The sequence below is a fragment of the Paraburkholderia sp. GAS334 genome (genome assembly GCF_050436625.1).
In the GTDB taxonomy this organism is placed as follows: domain Bacteria; phylum Pseudomonadota; class Gammaproteobacteria; order Burkholderiales; family Burkholderiaceae; genus Paraburkholderia.
On record NZ_JBNDMO010000006.1, the window covers coordinates 276105 to 301046 of the forward strand.

The following is a 24942-nucleotide window of genomic DNA, read 5'->3' on the forward strand; positions in this document are numbered from 1 at the left end:
GTCTCGCGCATTAGAGCAGGCGGCCCGCCGCGCTTCCGTACGCATGCACACAATCGCGGAATCCGCGCTCTGCATCGCTTTACGTTTCCGCATCGACTGGCTCGGCGCGCCGCGCGATCCGCCGGCCGAGGCCCGCGCGTTCCGAGAGCTTGCGCACGAACTCGCGGAGTTCCGCCGAAAGCGCCAGCGACAACGCCAGATTCGCCACGGTCAGCACGATCGCCGCGCCCGCCAGCATCAGACGGCTGTCGACCAGGCTCGCTACCGCAATCGCAAGACACAGACAGAGCGCGTGCGGCACGAGCACGCCCAGCAACGCACGACCGCCGAGGCGCGACAGCACGATCAGCACCGCGCCGTCGATGAGCGTCTTCAGCAGCACGGCAAGCGCCGCGCCGACGAGACCGAACGTCGTGATCCCGAGCCACAGCAGGAGCGCGAGCACCGGCAACTGGACAAGGCTGATGCGCGCCGCGCGGCCCGGATCGGCACGCGCCTGCAGCAGCACGCGTACGACGCTCGCCGAACTGCCGACCCACACCGACAGCGCGATGATGTGACCCGCGGCCGTCCCCGCGCTGGCCATTTCGCTGCCGACCCACCACGTCAGGAACGGCTGCAACGCGCAGATCGCGACGATCGTGCACGGGGTCAGGATGCCGACGACGAGCGCGATGCCCTGGCGCGCCAGCTCATGCGCATCGACGTGCGACGAAGAAGAAAGACGGGGAAAAAGCGTGCGCATCACCGCGGTCGGCAGAACCGACAGGCGGCTCACCAGATTCTGCGGTGTCGAGTAATACGCAACGGCACGTGCGCCGAGCATCGTGCCGATGATCACGCGATCGATACTCGCCGCGAACATCTCCGCGCTGCCGCCGATCACAATCCAGCTACCGTACTGGAACAGTTCCTTGATGACCGGCCAGCGCGGCCGTCGCCAGCGCGTGAGGCCGAGCACACGCCACGTCGACACACCGAAGATGATCGCGCCAAAGAAGCGCGTGGCGACCGCGGTCGCGATCACGACGGGCAGCGTCGGGGAGATCCAGTGCGCGGCCGCCAGCGGCAGGCACTGAAACGTCGCCATGCCGAACACCTGGTTGAGGTTGAACACGGCGAAGCGCTCGGCGCCCGTCAGCGAACCGGCCATCACCCACGTGACGTTCGCGAGTGGAATCGCGACCGCGAGCCACGGCAGGCTCGTATAGACCTCATGGCTGAACGCGGGCGACAGGTGTCCGAACATCTTCAGCCACGTCAGCGAGATACCCCAGAGCAGCAGCGCGCCGGCCGTGCCGGTCATGAAGTTGACGAAGAGCGCGCTGAAGAACACCTGCTCGACGCGTTCGTGCGACTGGTCTCTTGCCGCGCGGGCGATCGATATGCGGTTCTCGGTGGCGAGGCTGATGCCCATGTCGAGCACGCCGAAATAGCCGATCAGCGTCCAGACAAGATTCATCACGCCATAGCGTTCTGCGCCAAGCGTGATCAGGTAACCCGGCACCGTCACGAGCGAAATCGCGATCGGGACCGCGGTTCCGAGCAGATTCAAGCCGACGTTGCGCAGGATCCGACTGTCCATCTTGCCCCCAGGTTGGCGACATCACCGTTCATGCGGCGATCGTCAGTTCGCTGCGTGTCGCCATGCGGACCGGGCCCGCGCAAGCCGGAATGCCTCGTTTGACGTATTGGACCAGCGTTCCTCTGCGATCTCGGTGCGCGCACACACAAATCCCGCCACGTCGTGCGGCTTACCGCTCGCCGACGGCCTCGCGGTAGACCTGGGCGACCTGGGCAGCCACCACGGCATTGTCGAACCTTGCACGGGCGTAAGCGCGGCAGGCCGCCTCGTCCGGCAGCACGCGTTTGCCGCGCAGCGCGTCGGCGATACCGGCAGCGATCGCCCGATAGCCGACGGACGGCAGCACCAGTTCCTGCGACAGCGGCGCCACCGCTTCCGGCAGGCCGCCCACAGGCGTCACCAGCACGGGCGTGCCGGCCGCGAGCGACTCGATTGTCGTCAGACCAAAGCCTTCGAGCGAGAGCGTCGGCACCACGGTCACGTCGGCGCTGCGATACCAGAACGGCAGCGTTTCGTCGGCGACGAAACCGACGAGACGCACGTGGTTCTCCAGCCTGCGCGCCGCGATCGTCGCGCGCAGCGCGGGTTCGAGCGGGCCGGTGCCCGCGATGACCAGGAGCGCATCGGGCACCGTCTGACGCACGACGAACATTGCATCGACGAGTTCTTCCAGCCCCATGCGCGACACGAGCCGCCGGATGCAGAAAATCAGCGGACGGTCGGCGGGCAGACCGAGCGCCTCCCGTACCTCGGCTTTTGTCTGCGTCACGTTGAAACGCTCGACGTCGACACAGCCCGGCACGATACGGATCGTGTCTTCGCGGACGCCATAGCGGGTGCGCAGGAGGTCGCCGAACGCACGCGAGAGCACGATATGCCGGCTTGCATTGCGGTAGACCGATTTTTCGATTGCATGTCTGACGATGCGCGAGACGCTGCTGTGCCCTTCCACGGCGGATTCGTCTGCCCACGGCCCATGAAAATGCACGACGCGCGGAATCCGGGCGAACACGCCCGCTGTCGGCGCCGTATAGAGCGCGAAATGCGACGCCACCACATCGGGCGGCAGCGCGCGTTTCATCTTCTGCGAATGGCGGCGCGCCTGCCACATGCGCGTCGGCAGGCGGTCTTCGGCGTCGGCGAACGCCTGCACCTGGCCGCCGGAATCGCCGAACACACGGGTGCTACCCGCGACGAGGCCACGCACATTGACGCCCTGGGCCGGCAGCGATTCGATCAGCGCCTTGAAGACGCGATCGAGCCCGCCTGGCCGCTCGCCGAACCAGTGCATGCCGATCTGCAGCGAATCGATCGGCGCGCTCATGACGCCGCCGACACGGTATCGTGCGCCGCTTCGCCCGCGCCCGCACGCTGCGCCTGCAGCAGGTCCTCATACAGCGACAGGTAGCGCATGGCCATCTGCTCCCAGCTCAACGAGCGCGCCAGTTCGCGGGCGGCCGCGCCCATCGCGCGCGCGCGTTGCGGATCGGTGGCGATCGTGCTGATCGCGGCGGCAAGACCTTCGATATCTTCGGGACTGTCGAGTACCACGCCGCACGCCGGGTCGATCACTTCGGCGCCGCCGGAAGTCGCGACCGTCACGACCGGCAGCGCGCTGGCGAGCGCTTCGAGCACGACGAGGCTCATCGCCTCATAGCGCGACGGAAACACGAACGCATCCACCGAGCGCATCAACGCAGGCATATCCCGCACGAAATCGACGAAATGAACGCGCCCGGTGACGCCAAGCGTGGCCGCGAGCACTGGATACGGACTGTTGCGCAAGCCGCCCGCCACCACCAGATGCACGTGAGACGGCGTCGAGACCAGCGCGTGCAGCACGGCGTCGAGATTCTTGCGCGACGTCCGCAGATCACCGGCGAACAGCAGCAGGAACGGCGCGGCCGGCAGATTGAAGCGCTCACGCTCCGACGTTCCCGGCGCGAATTCGTCGACGTCGACACCGTTATGGATCACGTGCAGACGCCCCGCGTCGATGCCGGTGGCCTGCACTTCAGCGGCGACTTTCTGCGAGACCGGCACCACCCTGCGTGCCGCGCGGAACGCCCGCTTCTCGCACCATGCGTTGACCCGCGTGAAGGCCACCTGATAGGCCGCGTACGCGCCGTGGCGAAGACTGAAGGGATAGAAGCCGCACCGATACCAGCCGTCGTGCACGAAATGCACACTGTTCACATCCGCGCGCGCCCACGTGATGAAACCGTTCACGTGGATGAGGTCGAATTCCCTGCGATGCGACGCGATCCATGCACCGCTCTTCAATGCGAAAACCTGATACTTCAGCAACCGCGTCGGAAGCCGGCTCTCACGGATCGATACGAAACGCAACAATGGATGCGCGCGCAACGTGTCGTCGATCTGCGAACCGAGCACCGTCACCGCATGGCCGGCCGCGAGCAACGCGCGCACGATCTCGTAGTTCACGCGCCCCTGGCCATCGTGATTGCCCACGACGTGCGTCACGATCAGTATTTTCATGACGTGACTCCGTCACGTGTTGAAACGGCCGGTACCGTGCGCGGTCCGTATTGAGGAACGACGACTGGGGGTGGCGCGGGCGCGTCGGCCCGACGTTTCGCGGCCGCGCGACGCGCGGCCGCTTCAGCCTCGCGTGCATAGCGTAGCCCGTTGACCGGCATCAGCACGCCGATAAAGAAGAACATGCCTGTCATCCCTGCCAGCGTGTTGGAGAAAATCATCATCGCGACGATCGCGACAGCGATACCGACCCCCGACACAGCGAAGCGGTCATGCGGCCGCGCACGGCTCGCCGCGAACGCGCGGGTGATCAGCGTGGCAATGCCGGCAACGTAGAGCAGCGTGCCCGGCCAGCCCATCGTGTAAGGCACTTCCATCAGACCGCTATCGAGCACGGCGATCACCTCCGAGCCATTGTCGGCGAGCTTGCTCGCGGTCCCCGTCGTACCAAAGCCCTGGCCCGAGATGTCGGTCAGTGCACGCGTCATGAAACTCGAATACATCGCGGCGCGCACCTGGTAGCTGTTGTCTTCGCCGAGGTTCTGGACCGTTCCAAGCCGCGAGCCGAAATTCTTCGATACCTCATCGATCATCGTGACCGGCAGGCAGATCACCACGCAGGCAACGATGCCGGCGATCAGACGCATCCGGCTGCGTCCATCGAGCATCATGACCGGATAGATCAGGCCAAGCAGAAGGCCGCCCCACGCGCTGCGCACCGAGGTAAACATCAGCGCCGGCAACGCAATCGAAGCGGCTACGCGCAGTTTGCCCTTACCCGCGAGCGCCATCAGGATGCACACCAGCGCGGTATTGGCGAACGGACCGGACGAATTCATCGTGCTCGATATCCGCAATCCAAATGGCACCGGTTCGCCTTCCGATGTCATCCCGGATGCGACGTGCCAGAACACGTCCCACGGCGGCGGCGAGATGAACTGGTAGATGCCATAAACACCCATCAGAATGGCGCCAAAGATGAATGTGTTCAGCAGCACACGCTGATAATCCGGATATTCACGCCACGTGGCGACCATGCGAAAGCCGACCAGCGCAGGAAATATCGCCGTGGCAAGCGCGAACGTCGCCGCGGAAAAGCCCGCACGCGTCACGCCGATGAGCCACGTATACAGCAGCGCCGACAGGACCAGCGCGAGCGGCATCGCGCGGCGCTGGCCGAGAATCTTCATGTCGGTGATGAGCGCGAGGCCGGATATCGCGGCGCAGGCAAGCGGCGCCACCATGATCGTACTGACTGGATTGAAGCCGCCCGCGAAAAAGTCGCCTATGCGCCGGAGTTCCGCCGACAGAAAAAATACCCAGCACGTAAACCCGAGATAGTGCGCCGGATGCACGCGATACAGCCACAGCGCGATCAGCACCGCGGCGGCCGGATAAAACAGTTCGACCATCCGTCCCATGTGCATGAAGCACATCACGAACATGACGAGGAACATGCCGGCGGGCACCGAAACCGGGCCGATATGGCGCTTCTTTTTCGCCCTCGCTACCGGCGCATGCCGCCTCCCCGCGTAGTGATGCAGATGCGGATGCGCCGGCTGCGCCCACGCCGCCGGGTCCCTTTCGGGCGGCTCCGCGGCGGGCGCGACAGCGCCCGCGCCGCCAGCAACCGGCAGGCCGGCGACGCGACCCGGAGGCAGACCGTCAGGAAAGCCCGCGTTCGAATTCACAGCAACTCGAAGGTACTGACGACCGACAGGCCACTGCGCTCCCGGCGAAGCGAGCTGAACATCGGCTGACCGCCGCCGCGCGGCTGGCGCCGCAGGCCGATGAAAGGTGTGCCGTGATCCAGAAACGGCCCATCTGTCTTACGAAAGCCAAACTGCTCATAGAAACCGCGCAGCCCGACAGGCGCGGTCAGACGCACGACCCGGCCAGGCCAGCGTTCAGAAATTGCGTTCAGGGCACGCTCGATCAATTCTTCTGCTGTGCCGTCGCCCCGTCGCGCGGGGCTCGTCAGCACCTTGTCGATTACGACTTCCGGATCCTCGGCATCGCCCGGCTGGATGCGCGCGTACGCCATGATCGGCATCGGGCGGGTCATGTCTTCGGCGGCGAAGAGGTGCAGTGCGCCGTCGTCGTGGCCGTCCGCATCGAGATGGACGTGCCACTGTTCGACCACGAACACCGCGCTACGTGCACGCAGGATCAGATACAGCTCGCGCGCGGTGAGATGCTCGAACTCCAGCGTCTTCCAGTTCATCACGGTCTCCCCCAGACAGTTCGCTCAATGGCAAACACCCGTTGCCATGGCGCTACCTTACGTCTGCAACCGGCATTTCTCCGTGCGGAATCGCACTGACGCTCAACCTTGGCAGTCCGTTTAATACGCCAACGATGCACAGTCGCGTTCGTCCAGGGCGCCGTGCAATGGGCCTGGATTCACCGGCGACGGGCTCCCTACAACCATGCTGGTGCGATGTCACAATTCCTGAAGGGGTTGAATTCCATGAAAACGGCACTGCGACGCATTCTTTCCGAGTCGGCACGTCTCGACGTGGCACCGGACACCCTGGCCGACGATGCCGATCTTTACGCGGCGGGACTTTCCTCGCTCGCGACTGTCCATTTGATGCTCGCAATCGAAGATGAATTCGGCATCGAAATTCCGGACCGGATGTTGACCCGGCGCCTCTTTTCGAGCATCGATTCGCTCGCGGCCGCCGTCAGTGAGCTTCAACAGGCGCAGGCGGCAGCATGAACGCCCCGCTCGCGCAGGATGCCGTCGCGCTCGGTCGCGCAGATCCGCCGGCGCCTGCGCCGGCCCCGCTTGCCACCGTCGAAACTGAATCCAGCTGGCGTCTCGCGGCCCGCCGCGCCGCTCAGGTGGCGGCACAGCACGCCGATTCGGTCGACCGTGAAGCACGCTTTCCCACCGAAGCTTTCGCCGCATTGCGCGCCGAACGCCTGCTCTCCGCGATGATTTCGACCGAATTCGGCGGAGCCGGCCTGCCGCTCGCCGATATTGCGACGATCTGCGAAATCCTCGGGCAGAGCTGCGCGTCGACCGCGATGGTCTACGCGATGCACCAGATCCAGGTGGCCTGCATCGAGGAACACGGCAGCGATTCGGCGTGGCAGCGCGGCGTGCTCGCGCAGATCGTCGAACAGCAATGGCTGCTGGCATCGGCGACGTCCGAAGAAACGATTGGCGGCAATATGCGCACAAGCGCATGCGCCGTCGAAGTGGACGGCGAGCGCTTTCGCATCGAAAAACTCGCGCCGACGATTTCATATGGCGCGCACGCAGACGGCATTCTCGTCACCGCGCGGCGCACCGCCGAAAGCCCTGCGAGCGACCAGGTGCTGATCGTCGCGCTGAACGACACCATCACGCTGGAAAAGCGCGGCAGCTGGGATTCGATGGGCATGCGCGGCACGTGCAGCGAAGGCTTTCGCCTCGTCGCCACGGGCCTCACCGCGCAGATCCTGCCGACGCCCTTCGCCGAAATCGCCGACCAGACCATGCTGCCGGTATCGCACACGCTGTGGGCCGCGGTCTGGACCGGCATCGCTGCCGATGCAGTAAACCGCGCGAAAGCTTTCTTTCGCGCGCAGGCGCGCGGCAAGCCTGGCTTTGTTCCGCCTTCGGGCCCGCGTCTCGCCGAAGCAGTTGGACTGCTGCAGATGATGCAGTCGCGCCTGTCGGTCGCGCTCGATGCCGCGCGCGTGGCGCGCCGTGCGTCGCAGGCCACGGAGCAGGCCGACGCACCGCTCGCCGCGATGCTCGGCTTCGCGTCCGACATGAATACGCTGAAAACCAGCATTTCGACCATGGCACTCAAGGTTGTTCACGAAGTGTTGATGATCTGCGGCATGGCGGGCTACAAGAACGGCACGGAATACAGCGTCGGGCGGCATCTGCGCGACCTTTACTCGGCGCCGCTGATGATCAATAACGACCGTATCGCACAGAACACGGCCAGCCTCCTGCTCGCGCAGCGGCCAGCCACTCCGGGGAGAGCATGACCATGAATACGATGACCGATGCAGCCGCGCTCGCCGCCGCTGCTACGCGGACGGATGCGCCGGCATTTCGGGAGGGACTCTTCGCTCACGGCATCCTCATCGATACCGGCGAAAACGGCCTGTACGGCCGCAGCCAGGTGTTCGAAAGCGTCGTGGACGGCCTGAACAACGCGATCACGCACCTGGGCGCCGACCAGCACCCGGAATTCCTGCGTTTTCCGCCGGCAATGCGCCGCACCGACTTCGAGGACAGCGAGTACCTGAAGAGCTTTCCGAATCTCGCGGGCACGATCCACTCGTTCTGCGGCAACGAGGGCGATCACGTTCGCCTCCTGCGCTGTCTCGACGACGCGATGAAAGAGAGCGACGACGACCGCAGCCAGGAATGGATGAAATACCAGAAGCCGACGCGGCTCACGCTGACGCCCGCGGCCTGCTATCCGATCTATCCGGTCATCGCGCGACGCGGCCCGGCGCCGGCCAGCGGCCACACGGTCGACGTGCTGTCGTACTGCTTCCGTCATGAGCCGTCGGTCGATCCGGGCCGCATGCAGATGTTCCGCCAGCGCGAATATGTGCGGATCGGTTCGCCGGAACAGGTAATGGCATTCCGCCAGATGTGGATCGAACGCGGCTCGCTTCTGATCGATCTGCTGCGTCTGCCGGTCGAAGTCGATCTCGCCAACGACCCGTTCTTCGGTCGCGGCGGCAAGATCGTCGCCGACAGCCAGCGCGCGCAGGCGCTCAAGTTCGAGCTGCTGATTCCGGTCGCGCTGGACGACAGCAAGACGGCGTGCCTCTCGTTCAACTACCACATGGACCACTTCGGTCTCATCTGGAAGCTGGCCTGCGAAGACGGCTCGGTCGCGCATACGGGTTGCGTCGGCTTCGGCATGGAACGCATCACGCTCGCCCTCTTCCGCCATCACGGCTTCGACGTTCACGCATGGCCCGACGATGTGCGCGGACTGCTGTGGGGCGATACGAAAGCTCGCATCGAACATGGCCTCGCCGGAGCCGCCACATGAATCCACCGCTCATGACCGCCTGGACGAATCCCAACGTGATGCCGCGACGCGACCACGAACCCCACGTGCTGCATCAGGGTGACCGCGTCTGGCAGGAAACGAACTGCTACGTCGATCTGTGGATCGAACTGTTGCACGGCCTCGGCCTCGATCCGCGGCCTGCGTTCGCATTCACGGTGACGCAGGACTTCGAAGGCGACCAGTTCACGTTCTTCAAGTTTCCGCTCGAAGATATCGAGCGGCTGTACGGCGTGCAGGTGCAGGAACTCGCCATCTACGACTCGCTCGAAGACCGCGTGGTCGCGCAGACGCAGCGCGGCCATACGGTGCTCGTCGAGGTCGATGGCCACTACCTGCCGAATACGCGCGCGACGTCGTACAGGCGCGACCATCCGAAGACCACGATCGGCATCGACTTTATCGATCCGGTCCGGCACAGGCTGGGCTATTTCCATAACACCGGCTATCACCATCTCGAAGGCGAAGACTACGACGGCGTGTTCCGCAAGCTGCCGCAGTTTTGCGGCCGGCCCGACCTGCTGTTTCCGTATGTCGAGTTCGCGAAGAATGCGCGGCCGGCACTAGAAGGGGCGGCGCTCGCCGAAGCGTCGGCGGAACTGCTGTGCGCGCATCTCGCGCGCCGGCCGATGCGCAATCCGGTCTCGATGTGGCGCGAAGTATTCCCGGAACATCTCGAGCGCCTGCTCACGCGTGGCGAGTCGTACTTTCACCTGTATTCGTTCAACCTGATGCGGCAGCTCGGCGCGAACTTCGAGTTTCTGTCGAAGTATCTGCTATGGCTGGCGGCGCAGGGTTACGACGTGCCCGCGTCGATTCCGGCGGCCGCGCAGCAGATCGCCTCGGAAGCGATGGTGATGCAGTTCCGGCTCGTGCGCGCGGTCACACGCAAACGCCACGACCTGTGCCAGGACTGCTTCGACGTGCTCGAGGCTGCGTACGAGCGTACGATGTCGCCGCTCGCCGCGCTGGCGCCTTGACACGCGCTTCCAGACGCGCGTGCATCACGCGAGCCAGCCATGCGGGCGCCGCCTGATCTGCGGGACCTGATGACGCGTCCCGACGACAATGTCGCGCAGGTCTGGCCGCTCGCGCTTTCGTCGGGCTGGCATTGCGTGACCACACCCTCAGGCGCGTGCGCGACGCCCGCCGACTGCCCGAACGAAGGCTGGCTGGCCGCTGACGTGCCCGGCACTGTAGCGTCCGCGTGGCGCGCGGCGGGCCGTCTGAACGCCGGCCATCCGCCGCGCTTCGCGTACGACGATCACTGGTACCGTGTCGCGCTGTCCGGCCATGGCCACCGGCGTCTGCGCCTGCACGGCCTCGCCTCGATCACCGAAGTGTGGCTCGATGGCACGCTGATCCTGCGCTCGGACTCGATGTTCGAAGCGCACGATATCGATATCGAACTCAACGGCACGGCCGCGCTCGCGCTGTGCTTCCGCTCGATCACGCCCGCGCTCGAGGCGCGCCGTTCGCGCGCCCGCTGGCGACCGCGGCTCGTCAGTCCGCCGACGCTGCGCAACGTCCGCACGACGCTCCTCGGACATATGCCGGGCTGGTGTCCGCCGCTGCAGGCGGCCGGCCCGTGGCGGCCCGTCGAGCTGCTCGGCGGCTCGCCTCACGCGTTCGATACCGTCGACCTGTCGAGCCGGGTGGAGGGCAACAATGGCGTCGTTTCGCTCACGCTGACCTTCATCGATGAGCAGATTTCGATGCCTGCCGCGCAACTCACGTGCGGTGGCGTCGATGCGACGCTCGCCTGGCGCGATAAACGCACGCTGACGGGCTCGCTGCGCGTTCCCAATGCCAACCGATGGTGGCCGCATACGCACGGCGTGGCGAGCCTCTACGACGTCGCCCTGAAGCTCGGCGACGTTCCTGCGTCGATCGGGCTCGGGCGCGTCGGCTTCCGCACGATCGAAGTCGATCGTGGCGCCGACGGCGAAGGGTTCGGGCTGATCGTGAACGGCGTTCCCGTGTTTTGCCGGGGCGCGTGCTGGACGACAGCGGATCTCGTCACGCTTGCCGGCACACCGGCGCAACTCGAACACGCGTTTGCGCTTGCCCGTGACGCAGGCATGAACATGCTGCGCGTCGGCGGCACGATGGTGTATGAGTCGGATGCGTTCTACGCACTCGCTGACCGGTTCGGCATCCTGATCTGGCAGGACTTTGCGTTCGCGAATTTCGATTATCCGACCGATGAATCGTTTACCAGTCAGACGACGCGTGAAGCGAGCCAGTTCCTTGCCCGCACGCGCCGCTTTGCTTCGCTTGCCGTGCTGTGCGGCGGCAGCGAAGTCGACCAGCAGGCCGCGATGTTCGGTCTGCCGCCGGCCTTGCGCGCGCAACCGCTCTTCACGGAGCGCCTGCCCGCCATCGTCGCGGCCGAAAGGCCCGACGTGCCTTATGTCGTCAACTCGCCGTCGGGCGGCACGTGGCCGTTTTCGACGCGTCGCGGCGTGACGCACTACTACGGCGTCGGCGCCTACATGCGCCCGCTCGACGACGCGCGGCGCGCTCAGGTGCGCTTCGCCGCCGAGTGCCTCGCGTTGGCCAACGTCCCCGACGATGCCACGCTGCACAATGCACTCGGCACGATCCAGCAGCACGATCCGCGCTGGAAGGCCGCGGTGCCGCGCGATCCTGGCTCCGGCTGGGACTTCGACGACGTGCGCGACCATTACCTGCACACGCTCTATGGCGTCGAGCCCGCGCGGCTGCGCTATGAAGACCCGCAACGCTATCTGGACCTGTCGCGCGCAGTCGTCGCGGAGGTCATGACCGACGTGTTCGCGGAGTGGCGCCGGCATGGCGCGTCGTGCCGTGGCGCGCTGGTGTGGCAGTTCCAGGATCTGCGCGCAGGCGCGGGCTGGGGCATCGTCGATGCCACCGGCCGCCCGAAAAGCGTATGGCACGCTCTCGCCCGCACGTTGCAACCGGTGCAACTGCTGATCACCGACGAAGGCCTCGACGGCCTCGACCTTCATCTCATCAATGAGACGGACACTGCGCTCAAGGCGCAACTGGAAATCGTGAGTCTGCGCGCCGGCGTGCAGAAGGTTGCATCGGCAACCGTAGCGGTTGAACTGTCGGCGCGAAGCACACAGTGTCTGCGTGCTTCCGACTGTCTCGGCCAGTTTTTCGACTTGACGCACGCGTATCGCTTCGGTCCACGTTCGCACGACGTAACAATTGCTACGTTGTTCGACGCATCGGGCGGACAGGTCCTGTCGGAGGCGTTTCATCTGCCTGACCGACGTGTCGAAAGCCGTCATGACATCCCGATGGAAGTCGCGCTCGAGCCCACGGAGCAAGGCTGGCAGCTGGTTATCGAGGCACACCGCTTCGCGCGCGCGGTGCATGTCGTCGACCCGCGCTTTCGTGCCGCGCGCGATGTGTTTCACCTCGCGCCGAACCGGCCGCAAACGATTCAACTGATCAGACTCAACCCAGACGATACAGACGCCAGGCCGCAGGGCGAACTACGCGCGATCAACGCGCTCGCGCCCGTCTTCTATGGCTAGAGAGGTTTGCGCACACGCGCGAAAGCCCTCGGCCCTCACGCGCAGCTAACCAGTTTTGAATCACTTCTGTCACGCCGCGAGGCGGCTCGGGCGATCCCCGTGTAGTGGGTGTTACAGCGCCGCACGCATTTTCAGAAAGGTCGCGAACCCAATCCGATCAACGACTTGGCGCGTACAAAAACATCCCGGAGCCGGTGCGCGCGTCGAAACGTGTTTGCAGATGTGAAACAAAAACCGTCATTTTTCGAAGCGTTTGACGATGACGTGGTTCGCTGCACCGCATCAGCACTCGCTTTCGATCTGACTGGCACACAACTCGCTTAGAGATGAGCGCAACACAACAAGCGCCACCGTACAAGAGGTCAACTACATCGGTCGCGCAACGGGCCATACGGGGCCGGCACTGCAGATCTACCACCGCTCGCCAGGCGGAAGCCATAACGGAATGCAGAAGCCGGATCAAAAAACAGAAGACGCGCACTACGCGGCTTCGTGCGAGGACCAAATCATGTTGACGCTCCAATCCGACCTGCACGGCAATCATCTGCTGGGTGCGCTGCCGTCCCACGAATGGCAGGCCATTGCGCCTCACCTCGAGCTCGTTCATCTGCGTGCTGAACAGTTGCTCTGCGATTCAGGACAGCGCATTCATCACGTGTATTTCCCGACGAGCTCGATCATCTCGCTGCTCTCCACGATGGAAGACGGCGGCTCCGTCGAAATCGCCGCAGTCGGTCGCGAAGGCATGACGGGTGTGCCGATCCTCACCGGCGGCGAAACGATGCCGAACCGCGTACAGGTTCAATGTGCAGGCTTCGCATATCGCATGACCTCGCAATGTCTGCGTCAACAGTTTGCGCGCTCGGACCTGATCCGCCGCCTCATGCTGCTCTACATGCACGCCCTCCTCACGCAGGTCGCGCAAACGGCAGCGTGCAACCGCCATCACTCGCTCAGCAAGCAGCTGTGCCGGTGGCTCCTGATCGAAGTGGATCGCGTCGCATCAAACGATCTCACCGTCACGCAGCAGCTGATTGCCGACATGCTCGGCGTGCGTCGCGAAGGCATTACGGAAGCAGCGGGACGTCTGCATGCCGAAGGCCTGATTCACCACAGCCGTGGCCACATCCGCATCCTTGACCGTCACGCGCTCGAATCGCGTGCATGCGAATGCTATGGGCTCGTCAAGCGTGAATTCGACCGGCTGCTGCCGCGTCTGCATCAGGCCGAGGCGGTGACCTGAACGGGGACGCGGCGGGAGCCCTATCATGCTCTTCAAGCACATCGCGCGCGCCCTCGACGCGCTCTTCATCATCACGGGCGCGCTGATCGCCCACTGGATGCGCTTTTCGACGCCGATCGAGCTGTCCGATACCGAACGGCTCCTGATCGCGTTTCATTGCGCGCTCGTGCTGCTGCTGTTCCCGAGCTTCGGCGTGTACGAAACGTGGCGCGGCAAATCGCTGCCGGGGATGCTCGCACGCGTGCTGACCGCGCTCATCGCGGCGTCGGCGCTGGGTCTCGTGCTGGTCTTCACGCTCCACCGGATGGATGCGGTGTCGCGGCTCTGGTACGGCTCGTCGACGCTGATTTCCGGCGGCCTCATCATTGCGACAAAACTGTTCGCTCACCTGGCGCTGCGTCACGTACGCCGTCGCGGACTGAATTACCGCACGGTGGCGATCGTGGGCACACCGGGCTTCGTGCGCATGCTGCTCGCGCATCTCGAACATGCGCCCGAAGCCGGCTTCAAACCGGTGTTCGTGCTCGACACGAGCGCCGACCCCGAATACACCGAAGCGGCCAGCACGCGCATGCATCACGTGCCGGTGCTGACCGATGTCGACGCGTTCGTGAAGAAAACGCGCACCGATGAAGTCAACGAAGTGTGGCTCGCGCTGCCGCTCTCGGAAGAACGCACGATCTATCGCTTCACCAAGCTCTTTCGCGACGACTTCATCAACCTGCGTTTCATTCCTGACGTACGCAGTCTTTCGCTGTTCGACCGCGCGATCGTCGAGATTCTCGGCCTGCCGACAATCAATCTGAGCGCCTCGCCGATTTCGCCACCGCAGTTGTGGCCAAAACTCATTTTTGACCGTCTGTTTGCGCTCGCGGTGCTGACCGTGCTGTCGCCGCTGTTCGCGCTGATCGCCGCGGCGATCAAGCTGACAACGCCTGGGCCGGTGTTCTTCACGCAGATGCGCAAGGGTGCGGATGGCCGGCCGTTCAAGATCTACAAGTTCCGTTCGATGACCGTGCATGACGAGGTGGCAGGCCAGCTCACTCAGGCCTGCCGCAACGATGCACGGGTGACAAGGCTCGGTGCGCTGCTGCGCAAGACGAGTCTCGACGAGCTGCCGCAGTTCATCAATGTGTTGCGAGGCCAGATGTCGGTGGTTGGACCACGGCCGCATGCGCTGGAACACGACAATCTCTATAAGGATCTCGTGTACGGCTACATGCACCGCTACCGCATCAAGCCGGGCATCACCGGCTGGGCCCAGGTGAATGGGTATCGCGGCGCGACGACGAAAGTCGAAAAGATGGAATCGCGCGTGAAGTTCGACCTCTTCTACATACATAACTGGTCGTTCTGGTTCGACATCCGGATCGTGTTCATCACGATCTTTAAAGGTTTTGTCGGCCACAACGTCTATTGATTCTGTTTTACCGGGGATTCATCGTGAAGGTTTCCGTGATCGTGCCGACGTGGCGGCGTACCGCTGATCTCGCTCGTTGCGTTGCCGCGCTGTGCGCGCAGACGCGGCGTGTCGATCAGCTGGTTGTCGTTGCACGCACGGAAGATCACGACGCACTTCGATGGCTCGAAGCGCTCCAGAAGATGCCGGACGGAACACCGCTGCGCGTCGCGCTCGTGCGCGAGCCTGGTGTGGTCGCCGCGTACAACCGCGGCATCGAGACATCGACCGGCGACCTCGTCTGCTTCACCGATGACGACGCCGCGCCGCACGCCGACTGGGTCGAACGTATCGTCGCAGCGTTTGCGAAAGATCCGCTGCTCGGCGGCCTGGGCGGCCGCGACATCGTTCACGAACGCAACGGTATTCTCACCGGCGAGAAGCAGACGGTTGGCCTTGTCAGCTGGTATGGACGCGCGGTCGGCAATCATCACATCGGTGCCGGCGCGCCGCGCAACGTGCAGGTGCTGAAAGCGGTCAACATGGCGTTCCGTCGGGAAGCCATCGGGCCCGTGCGGTTCGACCCGCGTCTGCGCGGCAGCGGCGCCCAGGTGCATTGCGAAATGGCGTTCTGCCTCGACGTGATGCGCCGCGGCTGGAAGCTCGTCTACGATCCGACGCTGCTCGTCGAACATTATCCGGCGCAGCGCAGCGACGAAGACCAGCGCTACACGTTCAACGACACGGCGTTTTACAACGCTTCATTCAATCTCCGTCTCATCATGTGTGAACACCTGCCGCCGTTTGGCAGAGGGATGTTCGTCGTCTATGCATCGCTGATCGGCAATCGCGCGGACCCGGGGCTTGCGCGCGCGTTGTCGCTGGTGCTGGCCGGCGAAAGTCTCAGGATCGCGCTGCGTAAATGGTGGGTCGGATTACGCGCGATGCGCGGAGCCTGGCGCGAAGCCATTCGCCAGGCGCAATAGCAGTACCCGCTAACGCGAGGGACCACTATGACTATCAGAAAATTATCCGCCGGCCTGCTCCTGATAAGCCTCTCAGCGTGTTCGCTGGCACCGGGGCCGTATCTGGACCGTAACCGTCTTGACCAGACCGTCGAGCCGACGTATGCCGCCGACACCTATCCGGTCAAGCCGATCGATATCGCCTACTTCGCCGAAAAGCGCGCCGCCGCGCAACCGTCGACGTGTCCGCTGACATGCCTGACGAAGGCGGAACGCAACAATTACGCATACCACGTCGGCATCAACGACCAGATCACCGTCATCGTCTGGGATCATCCGGAACTGACGGGCGGCGGCGGAGGGGGCGGCACCACGCCACCGCCGTTGCCGCAGGGTAATGCCGGCGGTTCAGCTGCACTCTCGCCCGGATCCGGATCCGGGGGCATCACCAGCACCGGTGGTGTCGAGGGTGGACTCGTCGTGCGCGTCGCGAACGACGGCACGATATTTTTCCCGCGCGCGGGCCGCATCAAGGTTCTGGGCATGACAGCGCAGCAGATCCAGCAATTGCTGACGCAACGCCTCTCGAAGACGATCCGCGATCCGCAACTCGATGTGCGCGTCTCGGGCTTCAACAGCCAGGTCATTCAGATGACGGGCAATGTACGAAGCCCCGCCGCCGAATCGATCACGGACCTGCCGCTTTCCGTGGTCGACGCGATCAACCGTGCCGGTGGCGCGCAACCTGATGCGGATCTGCAGAACGTCGGCATCACGCGCGATGGCAAACGCTACCTGGTCGACGTCGCGGCGCTGCTCGAAACCGGCGACCCGCAGCAGAACGTCATCCTGAAAGACGGCGACATCGTCGACGTGCCCGACCGCTCGAACAGCCGCGTATTCGTGCTCGGCGAAGTCGTGCACCCGACGTCGCTGCCGATGAACCGCGGCAAGCTGACGCTCGCCGACGCGTTGACGGGCGCAAACGGGCTCGACGTGAAGACCGGCGATCCGCGCTTCATCTACGTGGTGCGCGGCGCGATCAATCCAGCGCTTGCACCCGTCACCGAGCCGACGGCCGCAGCACCGGTACCCGTAGTGGCAAAGGCCAACGTCAAGGACAGCGCGCTGATACCCCTCGTGTACCGGCTCGACATGACACAGGTCGACGCCATCATGCTGATGACCCGGTTCGACCTTCAGCCGCGCGACGTGGTCTACGTGCAGGTTGCAAGTTCGGCACGCTTTAACCGCTTCCTCGAACAGTTGACGCCGACGATCCAGACCATCTTCTTCACCAAAGAACTGGTCCACCCCTAATCCACGGCACGCGAGATTCATATGAGTACCTTCGACATGCTTGACCCCTCGCCCGCGCCTGGAAGCGATGAGGAAGAGGTAGTACGGGATCTGATACGTATCATTTTCGAACAGATCTGGTGGGTGATCGGCATCGCTGGCGCCGTGATCATGATGTCCGTCTTCTACGCGAAGACGGCCACCCACATTTATTCCGCGGATGCATTGATCCAGGTTGAAACGCCGAATGCCAGCACGTCGAGCGCCGCGGCTATTTCGGCACTCTCGGCAGCAGGCGGCGCGCCGCACACGGACGCGGAGATCGAAATTATCCGCAGCCGGACGGTCGTTGAGCCGGTTGTCGAACAGTTCAAGCTCAACTTCTGGACCTCGGACAAGCGGATGCCGTATCTCGGCGCGATATCGCACGTCTTCGCGCATCCGGGCAAACCGCTTCCTGCATGGTTCGGCATGCAGAAATACGCGTGGGGCGGCGAGATTTTTTCGGTCGATTCGATCACGGTGCCGAAAGCGCTGGAAGGCGTCCCGCTCACCCTGATCGCGCAGGGCAATGGCCGCTACACACTGCTCGATGCGGACCAGCGGGTTCTGCTGACGGGTGCCGCGGGTGAAACGGCTTCGGCCGGCGGCGTCACGCTTTTCGTGAAGCAGCTCGTCGCGCGCCCCGGCACCGAATTTTCCGTGACGCGCTCCAACCAGCTCGATGCCGTGCTCGGTCTCGCCGGCGGCCTGCAGGTCAGCGAAAAAGGCCACGATACAGGTATCGTGCAGCTGTCCTACTCCGGCGTCGATCCGAAAGCGATCACGGCGATCACGAATGCGGTTGCGCTCTCGTATCTGCATCACCGGACAGAGCGCGCGCAGGAAGAAGCGAGCAAGATGCTGTCGTTCCTGAACAGCGAGCTGCCGCATCTGCGCGACGAACTGAAACGTTCGGAGACAGCGCTCTCCGAGTATCAGGCACGTGTCGGCACGTTCCAGCCTACCCAGGAAGCACAGGTGTATCTGTCAGGCGGTCTCCAATACGAAAAGGAAATTGCTTCGCTGAGAATCCAGCGCGCGCAGCTTCTGCAGCGTTTCACCGCTGACAGTCTCGAAGTGCAGACGGTCGACGCGCAGATCGCCGCAATGGGGCGCGAAAAATCGCGCTTCGAAGACCGCTTCAAGACATTGCCGGGCACCGAGCGTGAAGCGCTGTCGCTGCAACGCGATGCGAAGGTTGCCGAGGAAGTCTACGTCGCGCTGCTCAACCGCATTCAGGAACTGTCGATCACGCGCGCAGGCACGGTCGGTAACGTGCACATCGTCGATGAAGCACTGGTGCCGTCGGCGCCGGTCAAACCGAAAGCCTCGCTGATCATCTCGGGCGGCACGATGCTTGGGATCATCGCGGGCATCGGCTTTGCGATCGTGCGGCGCAAATTCCTGACCGGCGTCGCCGATCCGGATCTGGTCGAGCGTCGCTTCCGTGTGCCTGTGCTCGGGTCGATTTCGTATAGCGTGGATCAGGCGCGTGCCGACCGCCTCGCCTATGACAGAAAGCAGGCCGCACTGCCGCGTGCGCAGGGATGGAGCCGGCTGGCGGGCCCCGCGATGTCGAACGCTAACAGTCTGTCCGTGCTGATGCGTCGCGTGATGCCGCGCCTGCCGGGCGCGACTGCGGCATCGACGGCGGCACGGGAGTCAACCGTGGTGCTGCCCGGCGAACATCCGCCTTCCCGCCCTCTTCTCGTGAAGATGAATCCGTTCGACGTCTCCGTCGAAGGATTGCGCGGGCTGCGGTCGGCGCTGCAATTCGGTCTCGTCGATGCGCCGAACCGGATCGTCTGCCTGACGAGTCCCGCGCCGTCGGATGGCAAGAGTTTTCTGTGTGCGAATCTCGCGACGCTGCTTTCGGAATCGGGACGCCGCGTCCTGTTGATCGACGCGGACCTCCGGCGCGGCCGGCTCGCGCAATATTTCGGCAGTTCCCCTGAAGGCGGGCTGACCGAGCTGCTGACCGGACAGATCGATGTCGAGACCGCGGCACGCGCGACCGGCGTCGACGGACTGCACTTCATCGGCGCGGGCGCGTATCCGCCGAACCCGTCGGAGATTCTCGCGTCGTCGCGGTTCGCGCATGTGATTCATCGGCTCGAACGTGAGTTCGATATTGTGCTGGTCGATACGCCGCCTTTGCTGGCTGTCGCTGACGCGGCTGTCGTCGCTAACGTGGCCGGCTCGACGATTCTTGTGATGCGCGCGGGTGTGCATACGGAACGCGACATCAACGAATCGCTGAAGAAACTGCGACGCGCGCGCGCACGGATCATTGGCAGCGTGATGAACGCAATGCAGGTGAAGCGTGGCGGACGGTACGGCGCGTATGACTATGCGTATGTGCATACTTATACGGTGACGCCGCCTGATGCGGAAACGAAGGACGTTTGAGGATTTTGCTGCCTGCGTGCTTTGGCGCTTTGGCGCTGTTGCGTATCGCTTCGATGACGGAATCGCCGTGCCTTTCAGTGTGAACAGGCGCGGCGTTTTTTTCGCGTTTTTTTCGCGTTTTTTTGTTGTGTCAGCGACGCATCAAAAGCAGAACGCCGGCTTGCGCCGGCGTTCTGCTTCATCACATCACAGGAAGGTCTTTCAGCGTTCAGCTGTCAGGACAGGCACACGTACTGACGATAGCTGTATTTACGCAGCGCGGGAAAGTGAGACAGCATCTTGTCGATCGCCAGCGCAGGACCGTGCAGCTTGCCGCGTAGCAGATAGGTCGAGGCCATCTGGATGAAGATCATTTCCGGGAATTCGGTGGTCACGCGAAAATGCTTGCGCAGTTCATCCACTTCGCGCGGCGCGAGCGGCGATTCATCGGAGTCGCCGTACTTCGGCACCCAGAATTTGCCGATGACGTTATCGCGGAACCACATCATCATGTCGCTCGCGCCGTTGTTTTCCCAGAAGAACGCCCGGCCGCCTGGCTTGATCGCTTCGCGCAACGTGGCGCCGAACTGGTCGAACGGCTCGATGTGATGCAGGATCATCGAGCCGAACACGCAATCGGCGGGCGGCAGCGTCGCAAGGTTCTGCGCCGCGAGCACGACCGGACGGATATTTTCGATGTTCTGCTGGGCACAGTAGCGCTTCAGGTTTTCGATCGCGAGGGGGCTCAGATCGACGCTGATCACGTTCGCGCCCAGCGACGCGAAAAACAGCGACGACGCGCCCGCGCCGCAGCCGAGATCGATCAGCGTCTTGCCGCGCAACGGACCAAAGTGTTCGACCGCGCGGCGAAACACCGGACAGTCGAGATCCGGCATTTCAACGAGACGGCTGCTGTCTTCGCTGCGTGTGCGAAACAAGCCGTCCCAAAACTCAGTAGCCTGTTGCATCGACTGCTCCTTGCACCGGTTGCCGACATTCGCGGCGGGTTCGATCGACAGTAAAAACACGGCGTCGCAGGCGAGTGATGGCGAGCGACACCGTGTCGACATTATTGGCGGATGGCCGCGTGCGCACTGTTCGCGGACGCACGCTCAATCTCGCGTCCTGCGTGCGCCTGTCGCAGCAGCGTTCCGCCGGTTTAGCGGCCCCACGTGCCGCGACGCGCGGCGTCGCCCGGCCATGCATCGACAGGCGCTGCCTCGATGCGCGCGCGCGCGCCGCCTGCGGCGATCGTGCGCGTCACCTCCAGCATGAACTCGTGCCGGAAGATCGCCGCCGAAAACCGCTCGGCATTCATGCGGCACGCGGATGGCGTGATGAGCGCACGCTGACGGTCGAACCGATCGAGTGCGTCGAGCAGCGACGGTACCGTCTGCTGGTCGAAATACACGCCCGTCGGATTGTCCTCGCCTACCGGGATCACGGTTTCGAGCGTGCCGCCCTTACCGAACGCGATAACCGGCGTTCCGCACGCCTGCGCTTCCACCGATACGAGGCCGAAGTCTTCCTCCGCGGCGAACACGAAGGCCTTCGCACGCTGCATGTAATCCTTCAATACTTCGAACGGCTGATAGCCGAGAATCTGCACGTTCGGTCCGGCCTTCGAGCGGATCGACGCCATCTCCGGCCCGTCGCCGAGCACCACCAGACGGCGATCCGGCGTGGCGCTGAACGCCTCGACAATCATCGCCATCCGCTTGTACTGCACCATGCGCGACGCGGTCAGATAGAAATCGTCCTTCTGCGCGCACACATCGAATTTGTTCACATCGACGGGCGGTGCGATCACGGCCGCGTCGCGGCGATAGGTCTTCTGGATACGGCGTGCGACGAACTGCGATCCCGCGATCAGCCGGTCGACGCCGTTCGTCGAATGGGTATCCCAGCCGCGCAGATAGTGCAGCAGCGCGCGCGTCACCCAGGATCGCGGCCCGCGTGTGAGCTTTGCTTCGCGCAGGTACTGATGCTGCAGGTCCCACGCGTAACGCATCGGCGAATGCACGTAGCTCACGTGGGTCTGGTCCGGACCGACAAGCACGCCCTTCGCGACCGCGTACGAACTCGAAATGACGAGATCGAAGTTCGACAGATCGAGTTGTTCGATAGCGAGCGGCATGAACGGCAGATACGCACGATAGTGACGACGTGCGAACGGCAGATGCTGGATGAAACTGGTCGTCACCTTCTTGCCGTGAACCGGCGCACGGTCCTCCAGAAAATCGACGAGACTGAACAGCTCCGCATCCGGAAAGCAGTGGATGATGTGCTCGAGCACCTTCTCCGCACCGCCGGGCTTCACCAGCCAGTCGTGCACGATCGCGACTTTCATGATTTCCGTACCAGGATAGAAACAGACGGAGCCAGTGTAAGCGTCCGTTCTGCGCCCGTGCGTGCGCGCGGCCACACAGCAGGCACGCCGCTTTGCGAATAATGATGACTCGTCGGGCGGCCGGCTTTCGCGCCGCGCACTGCCCGCCCGATCCCGCATTTTCCCGTGGCGCACGACGATGAATGCTCCTGACCTGATCCGACGTTTTCCGCCTGCCGACGCCGGCGCATCGCTGCCCGCCGATGCCGGTGTGTACGACAGCGCGCACGCGCCGACGGTGCTCTTCCTCGATCAGACCGGCCAGCTGGGCGGCGCCGAATTCGCGCTGCTGCCGCTGGCCGAAGCGTGCACCTCGCGCAGCGAAGTCGTGCTGCTTGCCGATGGCCCGTTTCGTACACGGCTCGAAGAGACCGGCGTTCGGGTAAAGGTGCTGAGCGATGCGCGCGTCTCGAACCTCGACCGCGAAGCCGTGCGCCTCAACCTGCTCTCCGCCGTGCCGGGCATCGTGCGGCAGATACGCGCGATCGCACGCGAGGCACGGCGCTTCGACGTGCTCTTCGTCAACACACAGAAAGCGATGGTGCTGGGCGCGCTCGGCAAACCGCTGCATCGACGCCCCGTGATCTGGTTCCTGCACGACATCATGTCGCGCGCGCATTTCGGGCGCGTGCAGCTGATGGTTGTCAAATGGCTCTCGCGTTACGTAGTCGATCAGGTCGTGGCCAACTCCCACGCGTCGGCCGAGACCCTGAGCGCGCTGGCCGGTATTCCGCTCGAACGTATTCCCGTGATTCCTAACGGTATCGACGCGGCCGCGTTCCACAAGGTCGATGCCGACGCCCCCGACGATCGCGCTGCACTGCGCCGCCGCCTTGGTCTGCCGGAAAACGCGTATCTTGCCGGCCTGTTCGGTCGACTCGCGCCGTGGAAAGGTCAGCACATTGCGCTTCAGGCACTTGCACGGCTGCCCGATATGCATCTCGTGCTGGTCGGTGCGCCGCTTTTCGGCGAACGCGCATACGCCGATGGTCTGCGACTGCAGGCGGAGGAACTTGGCGTGACTGACCGTGTGCATTTCGCCGGCTTTCGTGACGACATGCCCGCCTGGATGAAAGCGATGGACGTGATCCTGCATACGTCGATCGATCCTGAACCGCTCGGGCGTGTGGTGATCGAAGGCATGGTCGCGGGACGCCCGGTAGTCGCTGCGGCGGCCGGCGGCGTTCTGGAGATCGTGCGTGATGGCCACAACGGTCTGCTCGTGAAGCCTGGCGACGTGGACGGTATCGTCAGCGCCATCGACACATTGCGGCTTCAGCCCGATGTCGCGCAGCGCCTTGCCAGCCAGGGCACGATCGACGCACAACGCGATTTTTCGCTCGAAGCCTACGTAACACGGATGACGCAGGCGATTGCGCGGGCGGCGCGGTAGCGCGCGTTGCGCGTCGCAGCGGCGAAACGCGTCCTGCTTCCGCTGGGGCGGGTGCACGTCAGACCTGCGAGCGGCCCAAACCACCGGCCTTCATATCATGCAGCGCGGCCAGCATCGCCAGATGTGCGCGCTCGGTGGCCACTTCTTCCTCTGTCATGGCGTTGCACGCCTGCGCGCCCATGATGACGCCAAGACACAGCCCATAGTTACCCGTGAAAGCGATGTCCGCGGACGGCTCGCGCTTCATACGTTCGTACGCGACATCGAGCGTGCGCCTCAGATTGCGATGCATGGTCACCGGGATTCTCCTTTCTGCCTTCGATAACGACAGAAGAAGCGTACCTGCGCGCCTCCTCACGCGAAACTGGCCGGATGGCATATGGCGGTCGCGAGAAACATCGGGCACATTAAAAAAGCGCCGCCTGCGGGGTGCAGTGCGGCGCCTTTTTCGGACCCAACGCGATGCAACGAATTCAGCTTCTTGAGTACTCGATTTTTTCCACGCCCGTCTCCGTGCCAAGCAGGCAAATATCGGCGCCACGCCCGGCGAAGAGGCCCACTGTCACCACGCCAGGCCACGCGTTGACGTGCATTTCGAGCGTACGGGGGTCGCTGATGCGCAGGCCCTTGACGTCGAGGATTTCGTTGCCGTTGTCGGTCAGGAACGGCATGCCGTCCTTCTGCACGCGAACCACCGGCACGCCGCCCATCGCAGTGATACGCCGGCCAATCGCGGTGCGCGCCATCGGCACCACTTCGATCGGCAACGGGAAGGCGCCGAGTACATCCACGCGCTTGCTGGCGTCCACGATGCACACGAATACCTCTGACACAGAAGCAACGATCTTCTCGCGCGTGAGCGCGCCACCGCCGCCCTTGATCATCGCGCCGCTGTCGTCGATCTCGTCGGCGCCGTCGACATACACGGTCAATGATTCGATCTCGTTCAGATCGAATACCTTGATGCCGTGCGACTGCAGGCGCGCAGTGGTGGCGAGCGAGCTGGACACTGCGCCGCGATAGCGCTGTTTCGTCGCGGCCAGTGCATCGATGAAACAGTTTGCGGTCGAGCCGGTGCCGACGCCGATCACGGAGCCTTCAGGCACATTGGCGTTCACGTAGTCGGCGGCGGCCTGGCCGACCATTTTCTTGAGTTCGTCCTGGGTCATGGGAA

The 24942-nt window shown here is 63.9% G+C and carries 20 protein-coding genes; 11 read left to right on the top strand and 9 right to left on the bottom strand.

The genetic code is table 11. The features are described from left to right. Positions 1-79 precede the first annotated feature (79 nt). From P3T21_RS14160 to P3T21_RS14180, 5 genes are all read right to left on the bottom strand, one after another. Positions 80-1585, bottom strand: coding sequence for an oligosaccharide flippase family protein (locus P3T21_RS14160; RefSeq protein ID WP_429256552.1), 1506 nt, complete (start codon positions 1583-1585; stop codon positions 80-82). Between the two features lie 169 nt (positions 1586-1754). Beyond that, positions 1755-2909, bottom strand: coding sequence for a glycosyltransferase family 4 protein (locus tag P3T21_RS14165; protein ID WP_429256553.1), 1155 nt, complete (start codon positions 2907-2909; stop codon positions 1755-1757). Beyond that, on the bottom strand, positions 2906-4084 hold the full coding sequence (locus P3T21_RS14170) for a glycosyltransferase family 4 protein (RefSeq protein ID WP_429256554.1): 1179 nt from the start codon (positions 4082-4084) through the stop codon (positions 2906-2908). Before P3T21_RS14170 ends, P3T21_RS14165 begins: the two co-directional genes overlap by 4 nt. Beyond that, positions 4081-5775 (bottom strand): hypothetical protein, encoded by a 1695-nt coding sequence (locus tag P3T21_RS14175; protein WP_429256555.1) that lies wholly within the window; start codon positions 5773-5775, stop codon positions 4081-4083. The genes P3T21_RS14170 and P3T21_RS14175 overlap by 4 nt, the downstream gene beginning before the upstream one ends. Beyond that, on the bottom strand, positions 5772-6308 hold the full coding sequence (locus tag P3T21_RS14180) for a GNAT family N-acetyltransferase (RefSeq protein ID WP_429256556.1): 537 nt from the start codon (positions 6306-6308) through the stop codon (positions 5772-5774). Before P3T21_RS14180 ends, P3T21_RS14175 begins: the two co-directional genes overlap by 4 nt. 246 nt (positions 6309-6554) lie before the next feature. Between P3T21_RS14180 and P3T21_RS14185 the strand changes: the two genes are divergently transcribed. From P3T21_RS14185 to P3T21_RS14230, 10 genes are all read left to right on the top strand, one after another. After that, positions 6555-6806, top strand: a complete 252-nt coding sequence (locus tag P3T21_RS14185) for an acyl carrier protein (RefSeq protein WP_090533874.1) — start codon at positions 6555-6557, stop codon at positions 6804-6806. Continuing rightward, positions 6803-8074 carry an acyl-CoA dehydrogenase family protein gene (locus P3T21_RS14190; RefSeq protein ID WP_429256557.1) on the top strand — a complete coding sequence of 424 codons (1272 nt, stop codon included), beginning with the start codon at positions 6803-6805 and terminating at the stop codon, positions 8072-8074. Before P3T21_RS14185 ends, P3T21_RS14190 begins: the two co-directional genes overlap by 4 nt. A 2-nt stretch (positions 8075-8076) precedes the next feature. Further along, a complete protein-coding gene (locus P3T21_RS14195; protein ID WP_429256558.1) occupies positions 8077-9102 on the top strand; it encodes an amino acid--[acyl-carrier-protein] ligase in 1026 nt (341 codons plus the stop codon). Then, positions 9099-10100 (top strand): DUF1839 family protein, encoded by a 1002-nt coding sequence (locus P3T21_RS14200; protein WP_429256559.1) that lies wholly within the window; start codon positions 9099-9101, stop codon positions 10098-10100. The genes P3T21_RS14195 and P3T21_RS14200 overlap by 4 nt, the downstream gene beginning before the upstream one ends. Positions 10101-10139: 39 nt before the next feature. Beyond that, positions 10140-12650, top strand: a complete 2511-nt coding sequence (locus tag P3T21_RS14205) for a glycosyl hydrolase 2 galactose-binding domain-containing protein (RefSeq protein ID WP_429256560.1) — start codon at positions 10140-10142, stop codon at positions 12648-12650. A gap of 508 nt (positions 12651-13158) precedes the next feature. Then, complete coding sequence (locus P3T21_RS14210; RefSeq protein WP_429256561.1) at positions 13159-13893, top strand: Crp/Fnr family transcriptional regulator; 735 nt, start codon at positions 13159-13161, stop codon at positions 13891-13893. A gap of 25 nt (positions 13894-13918) precedes the next feature. Beyond that, entirely contained in the window at positions 13919-15313 is a 1395-nt protein-coding gene (locus tag P3T21_RS14215) for an undecaprenyl-phosphate glucose phosphotransferase (RefSeq protein ID WP_429256562.1), read from the top strand. Between the two features lie 23 nt (positions 15314-15336). Further along, positions 15337-16278, top strand: a complete 942-nt coding sequence (locus P3T21_RS14220) for a glycosyltransferase family 2 protein (protein WP_429256563.1) — start codon at positions 15337-15339, stop codon at positions 16276-16278. 27 nt (positions 16279-16305) lie between these two features. Beyond that, positions 16306-17577 (top strand): polysaccharide biosynthesis/export family protein, encoded by a 1272-nt coding sequence (locus tag P3T21_RS14225; RefSeq protein ID WP_429256564.1) that lies wholly within the window; start codon positions 16306-16308, stop codon positions 17575-17577. Positions 17578-17598: 21 nt separating this feature from the next. Then, on the top strand, positions 17599-20007 hold the full coding sequence (locus P3T21_RS14230; protein WP_429256565.1) for a polysaccharide biosynthesis tyrosine autokinase: 2409 nt from the start codon (positions 17599-17601) through the stop codon (positions 20005-20007). A 215-nt stretch (positions 20008-20222) separates the two neighbouring features. On the opposite strand, the gene P3T21_RS14235 is transcribed toward P3T21_RS14230, so the two are convergent. Next, positions 20223-20954 carry a class I SAM-dependent methyltransferase gene (locus P3T21_RS14235; RefSeq protein ID WP_429256566.1) on the bottom strand — a complete coding sequence of 244 codons (732 nt, stop codon included), beginning with the start codon at positions 20952-20954 and terminating at the stop codon, positions 20223-20225. 191 nt (positions 20955-21145) lie between these two features. Beyond that, a complete protein-coding gene (locus tag P3T21_RS14240; protein ID WP_429256567.1) occupies positions 21146-22336 on the bottom strand; it encodes a glycosyltransferase family 4 protein in 1191 nt (396 codons plus the stop codon). Between the two features lie 178 nt (positions 22337-22514). Here P3T21_RS14240 and P3T21_RS14245 point away from each other — a divergent pair, with 178 nt between their 5' ends. Further along, a complete protein-coding gene (locus P3T21_RS14245; RefSeq protein ID WP_429256568.1) occupies positions 22515-23768 on the top strand; it encodes a glycosyltransferase family 4 protein in 1254 nt (417 codons plus the stop codon). 58 nt (positions 23769-23826) lie between these two features. On the opposite strand, the gene P3T21_RS14250 is transcribed toward P3T21_RS14245, so the two are convergent. After that, a complete protein-coding gene (locus tag P3T21_RS14250) occupies positions 23827-24066 on the bottom strand; it encodes a hypothetical protein (RefSeq protein ID WP_429256569.1) in 240 nt (79 codons plus the stop codon). 175 nt (positions 24067-24241) lie between these two features. Continuing rightward, complete coding sequence (gene rpiA / locus P3T21_RS14255; RefSeq protein WP_429256570.1) at positions 24242-24937, bottom strand: ribose-5-phosphate isomerase RpiA; 696 nt, start codon at positions 24935-24937, stop codon at positions 24242-24244. Positions 24938-24942 lie beyond the last annotated feature (5 nt).

Bases quoted from the DNA above. Each gene is read 5' to 3' on its own strand.
- P3T21_RS14235 (WP_429256566.1), bottom strand. From the start codon at position 20,954: ATGCAACAGGCTACTGAGTTTTGGGACGGCTTGTTTCGCACACGCAGC.
- P3T21_RS14230 (WP_429256565.1), top strand. From the start codon at position 17,599: ATGAGTACCTTCGACATGCTTGACCCCTCGCCCGCGCCTGGAAGCGAT.
- P3T21_RS14215 (WP_429256562.1), top strand. From the start codon at position 13,919: ATGCTCTTCAAGCACATCGCGCGCGCCCTCGACGCGCTCTTCATCATC.
- P3T21_RS14245 (WP_429256568.1), top strand. From the start codon at position 22,515: ATGAATGCTCCTGACCTGATCCGACGTTTTCCGCCTGCCGACGCCGGC.
- P3T21_RS14240 (WP_429256567.1), bottom strand. From the start codon at position 22,336: ATGAAAGTCGCGATCGTGCACGACTGGCTGGTGAAGCCCGGCGGTGCG.
- P3T21_RS14165 (WP_429256553.1), bottom strand. From the start codon at position 2,909: ATGAGCGCGCCGATCGATTCGCTGCAGATCGGCATGCACTGGTTCGGC.
- P3T21_RS14225 (WP_429256564.1), top strand. From the start codon at position 16,306: ATGACTATCAGAAAATTATCCGCCGGCCTGCTCCTGATAAGCCTCTCA.
- P3T21_RS14210 (WP_429256561.1), top strand. From the start codon at position 13,159: ATGTTGACGCTCCAATCCGACCTGCACGGCAATCATCTGCTGGGTGCG.
- P3T21_RS14195 (WP_429256558.1), top strand. From the start codon at position 8,077: ATGAATACGATGACCGATGCAGCCGCGCTCGCCGCCGCTGCTACGCGG.
- rpiA (WP_429256570.1), bottom strand. From the start codon at position 24,937: ATGACCCAGGACGAACTCAAGAAAATGGTCGGCCAGGCCGCCGCCGAC.
- P3T21_RS14185 (WP_090533874.1), top strand. From the start codon at position 6,555: ATGAAAACGGCACTGCGACGCATTCTTTCCGAGTCGGCACGTCTCGAC.
- P3T21_RS14170 (WP_429256554.1), bottom strand. From the start codon at position 4,084: ATGAAAATACTGATCGTGACGCACGTCGTGGGCAATCACGATGGCCAG.
- P3T21_RS14180 (WP_429256556.1), bottom strand. From the start codon at position 6,308: ATGAACTGGAAGACGCTGGAGTTCGAGCATCTCACCGCGCGCGAGCTG.
- P3T21_RS14205 (WP_429256560.1), top strand. From the start codon at position 10,140: ATGCGGGCGCCGCCTGATCTGCGGGACCTGATGACGCGTCCCGACGAC.
- P3T21_RS14190 (WP_429256557.1), top strand. From the start codon at position 6,803: ATGAACGCCCCGCTCGCGCAGGATGCCGTCGCGCTCGGTCGCGCAGAT.
- P3T21_RS14200 (WP_429256559.1), top strand. From the start codon at position 9,099: ATGAATCCACCGCTCATGACCGCCTGGACGAATCCCAACGTGATGCCG.
- P3T21_RS14160 (WP_429256552.1), bottom strand. From the start codon at position 1,585: ATGGACAGTCGGATCCTGCGCAACGTCGGCTTGAATCTGCTCGGAACC.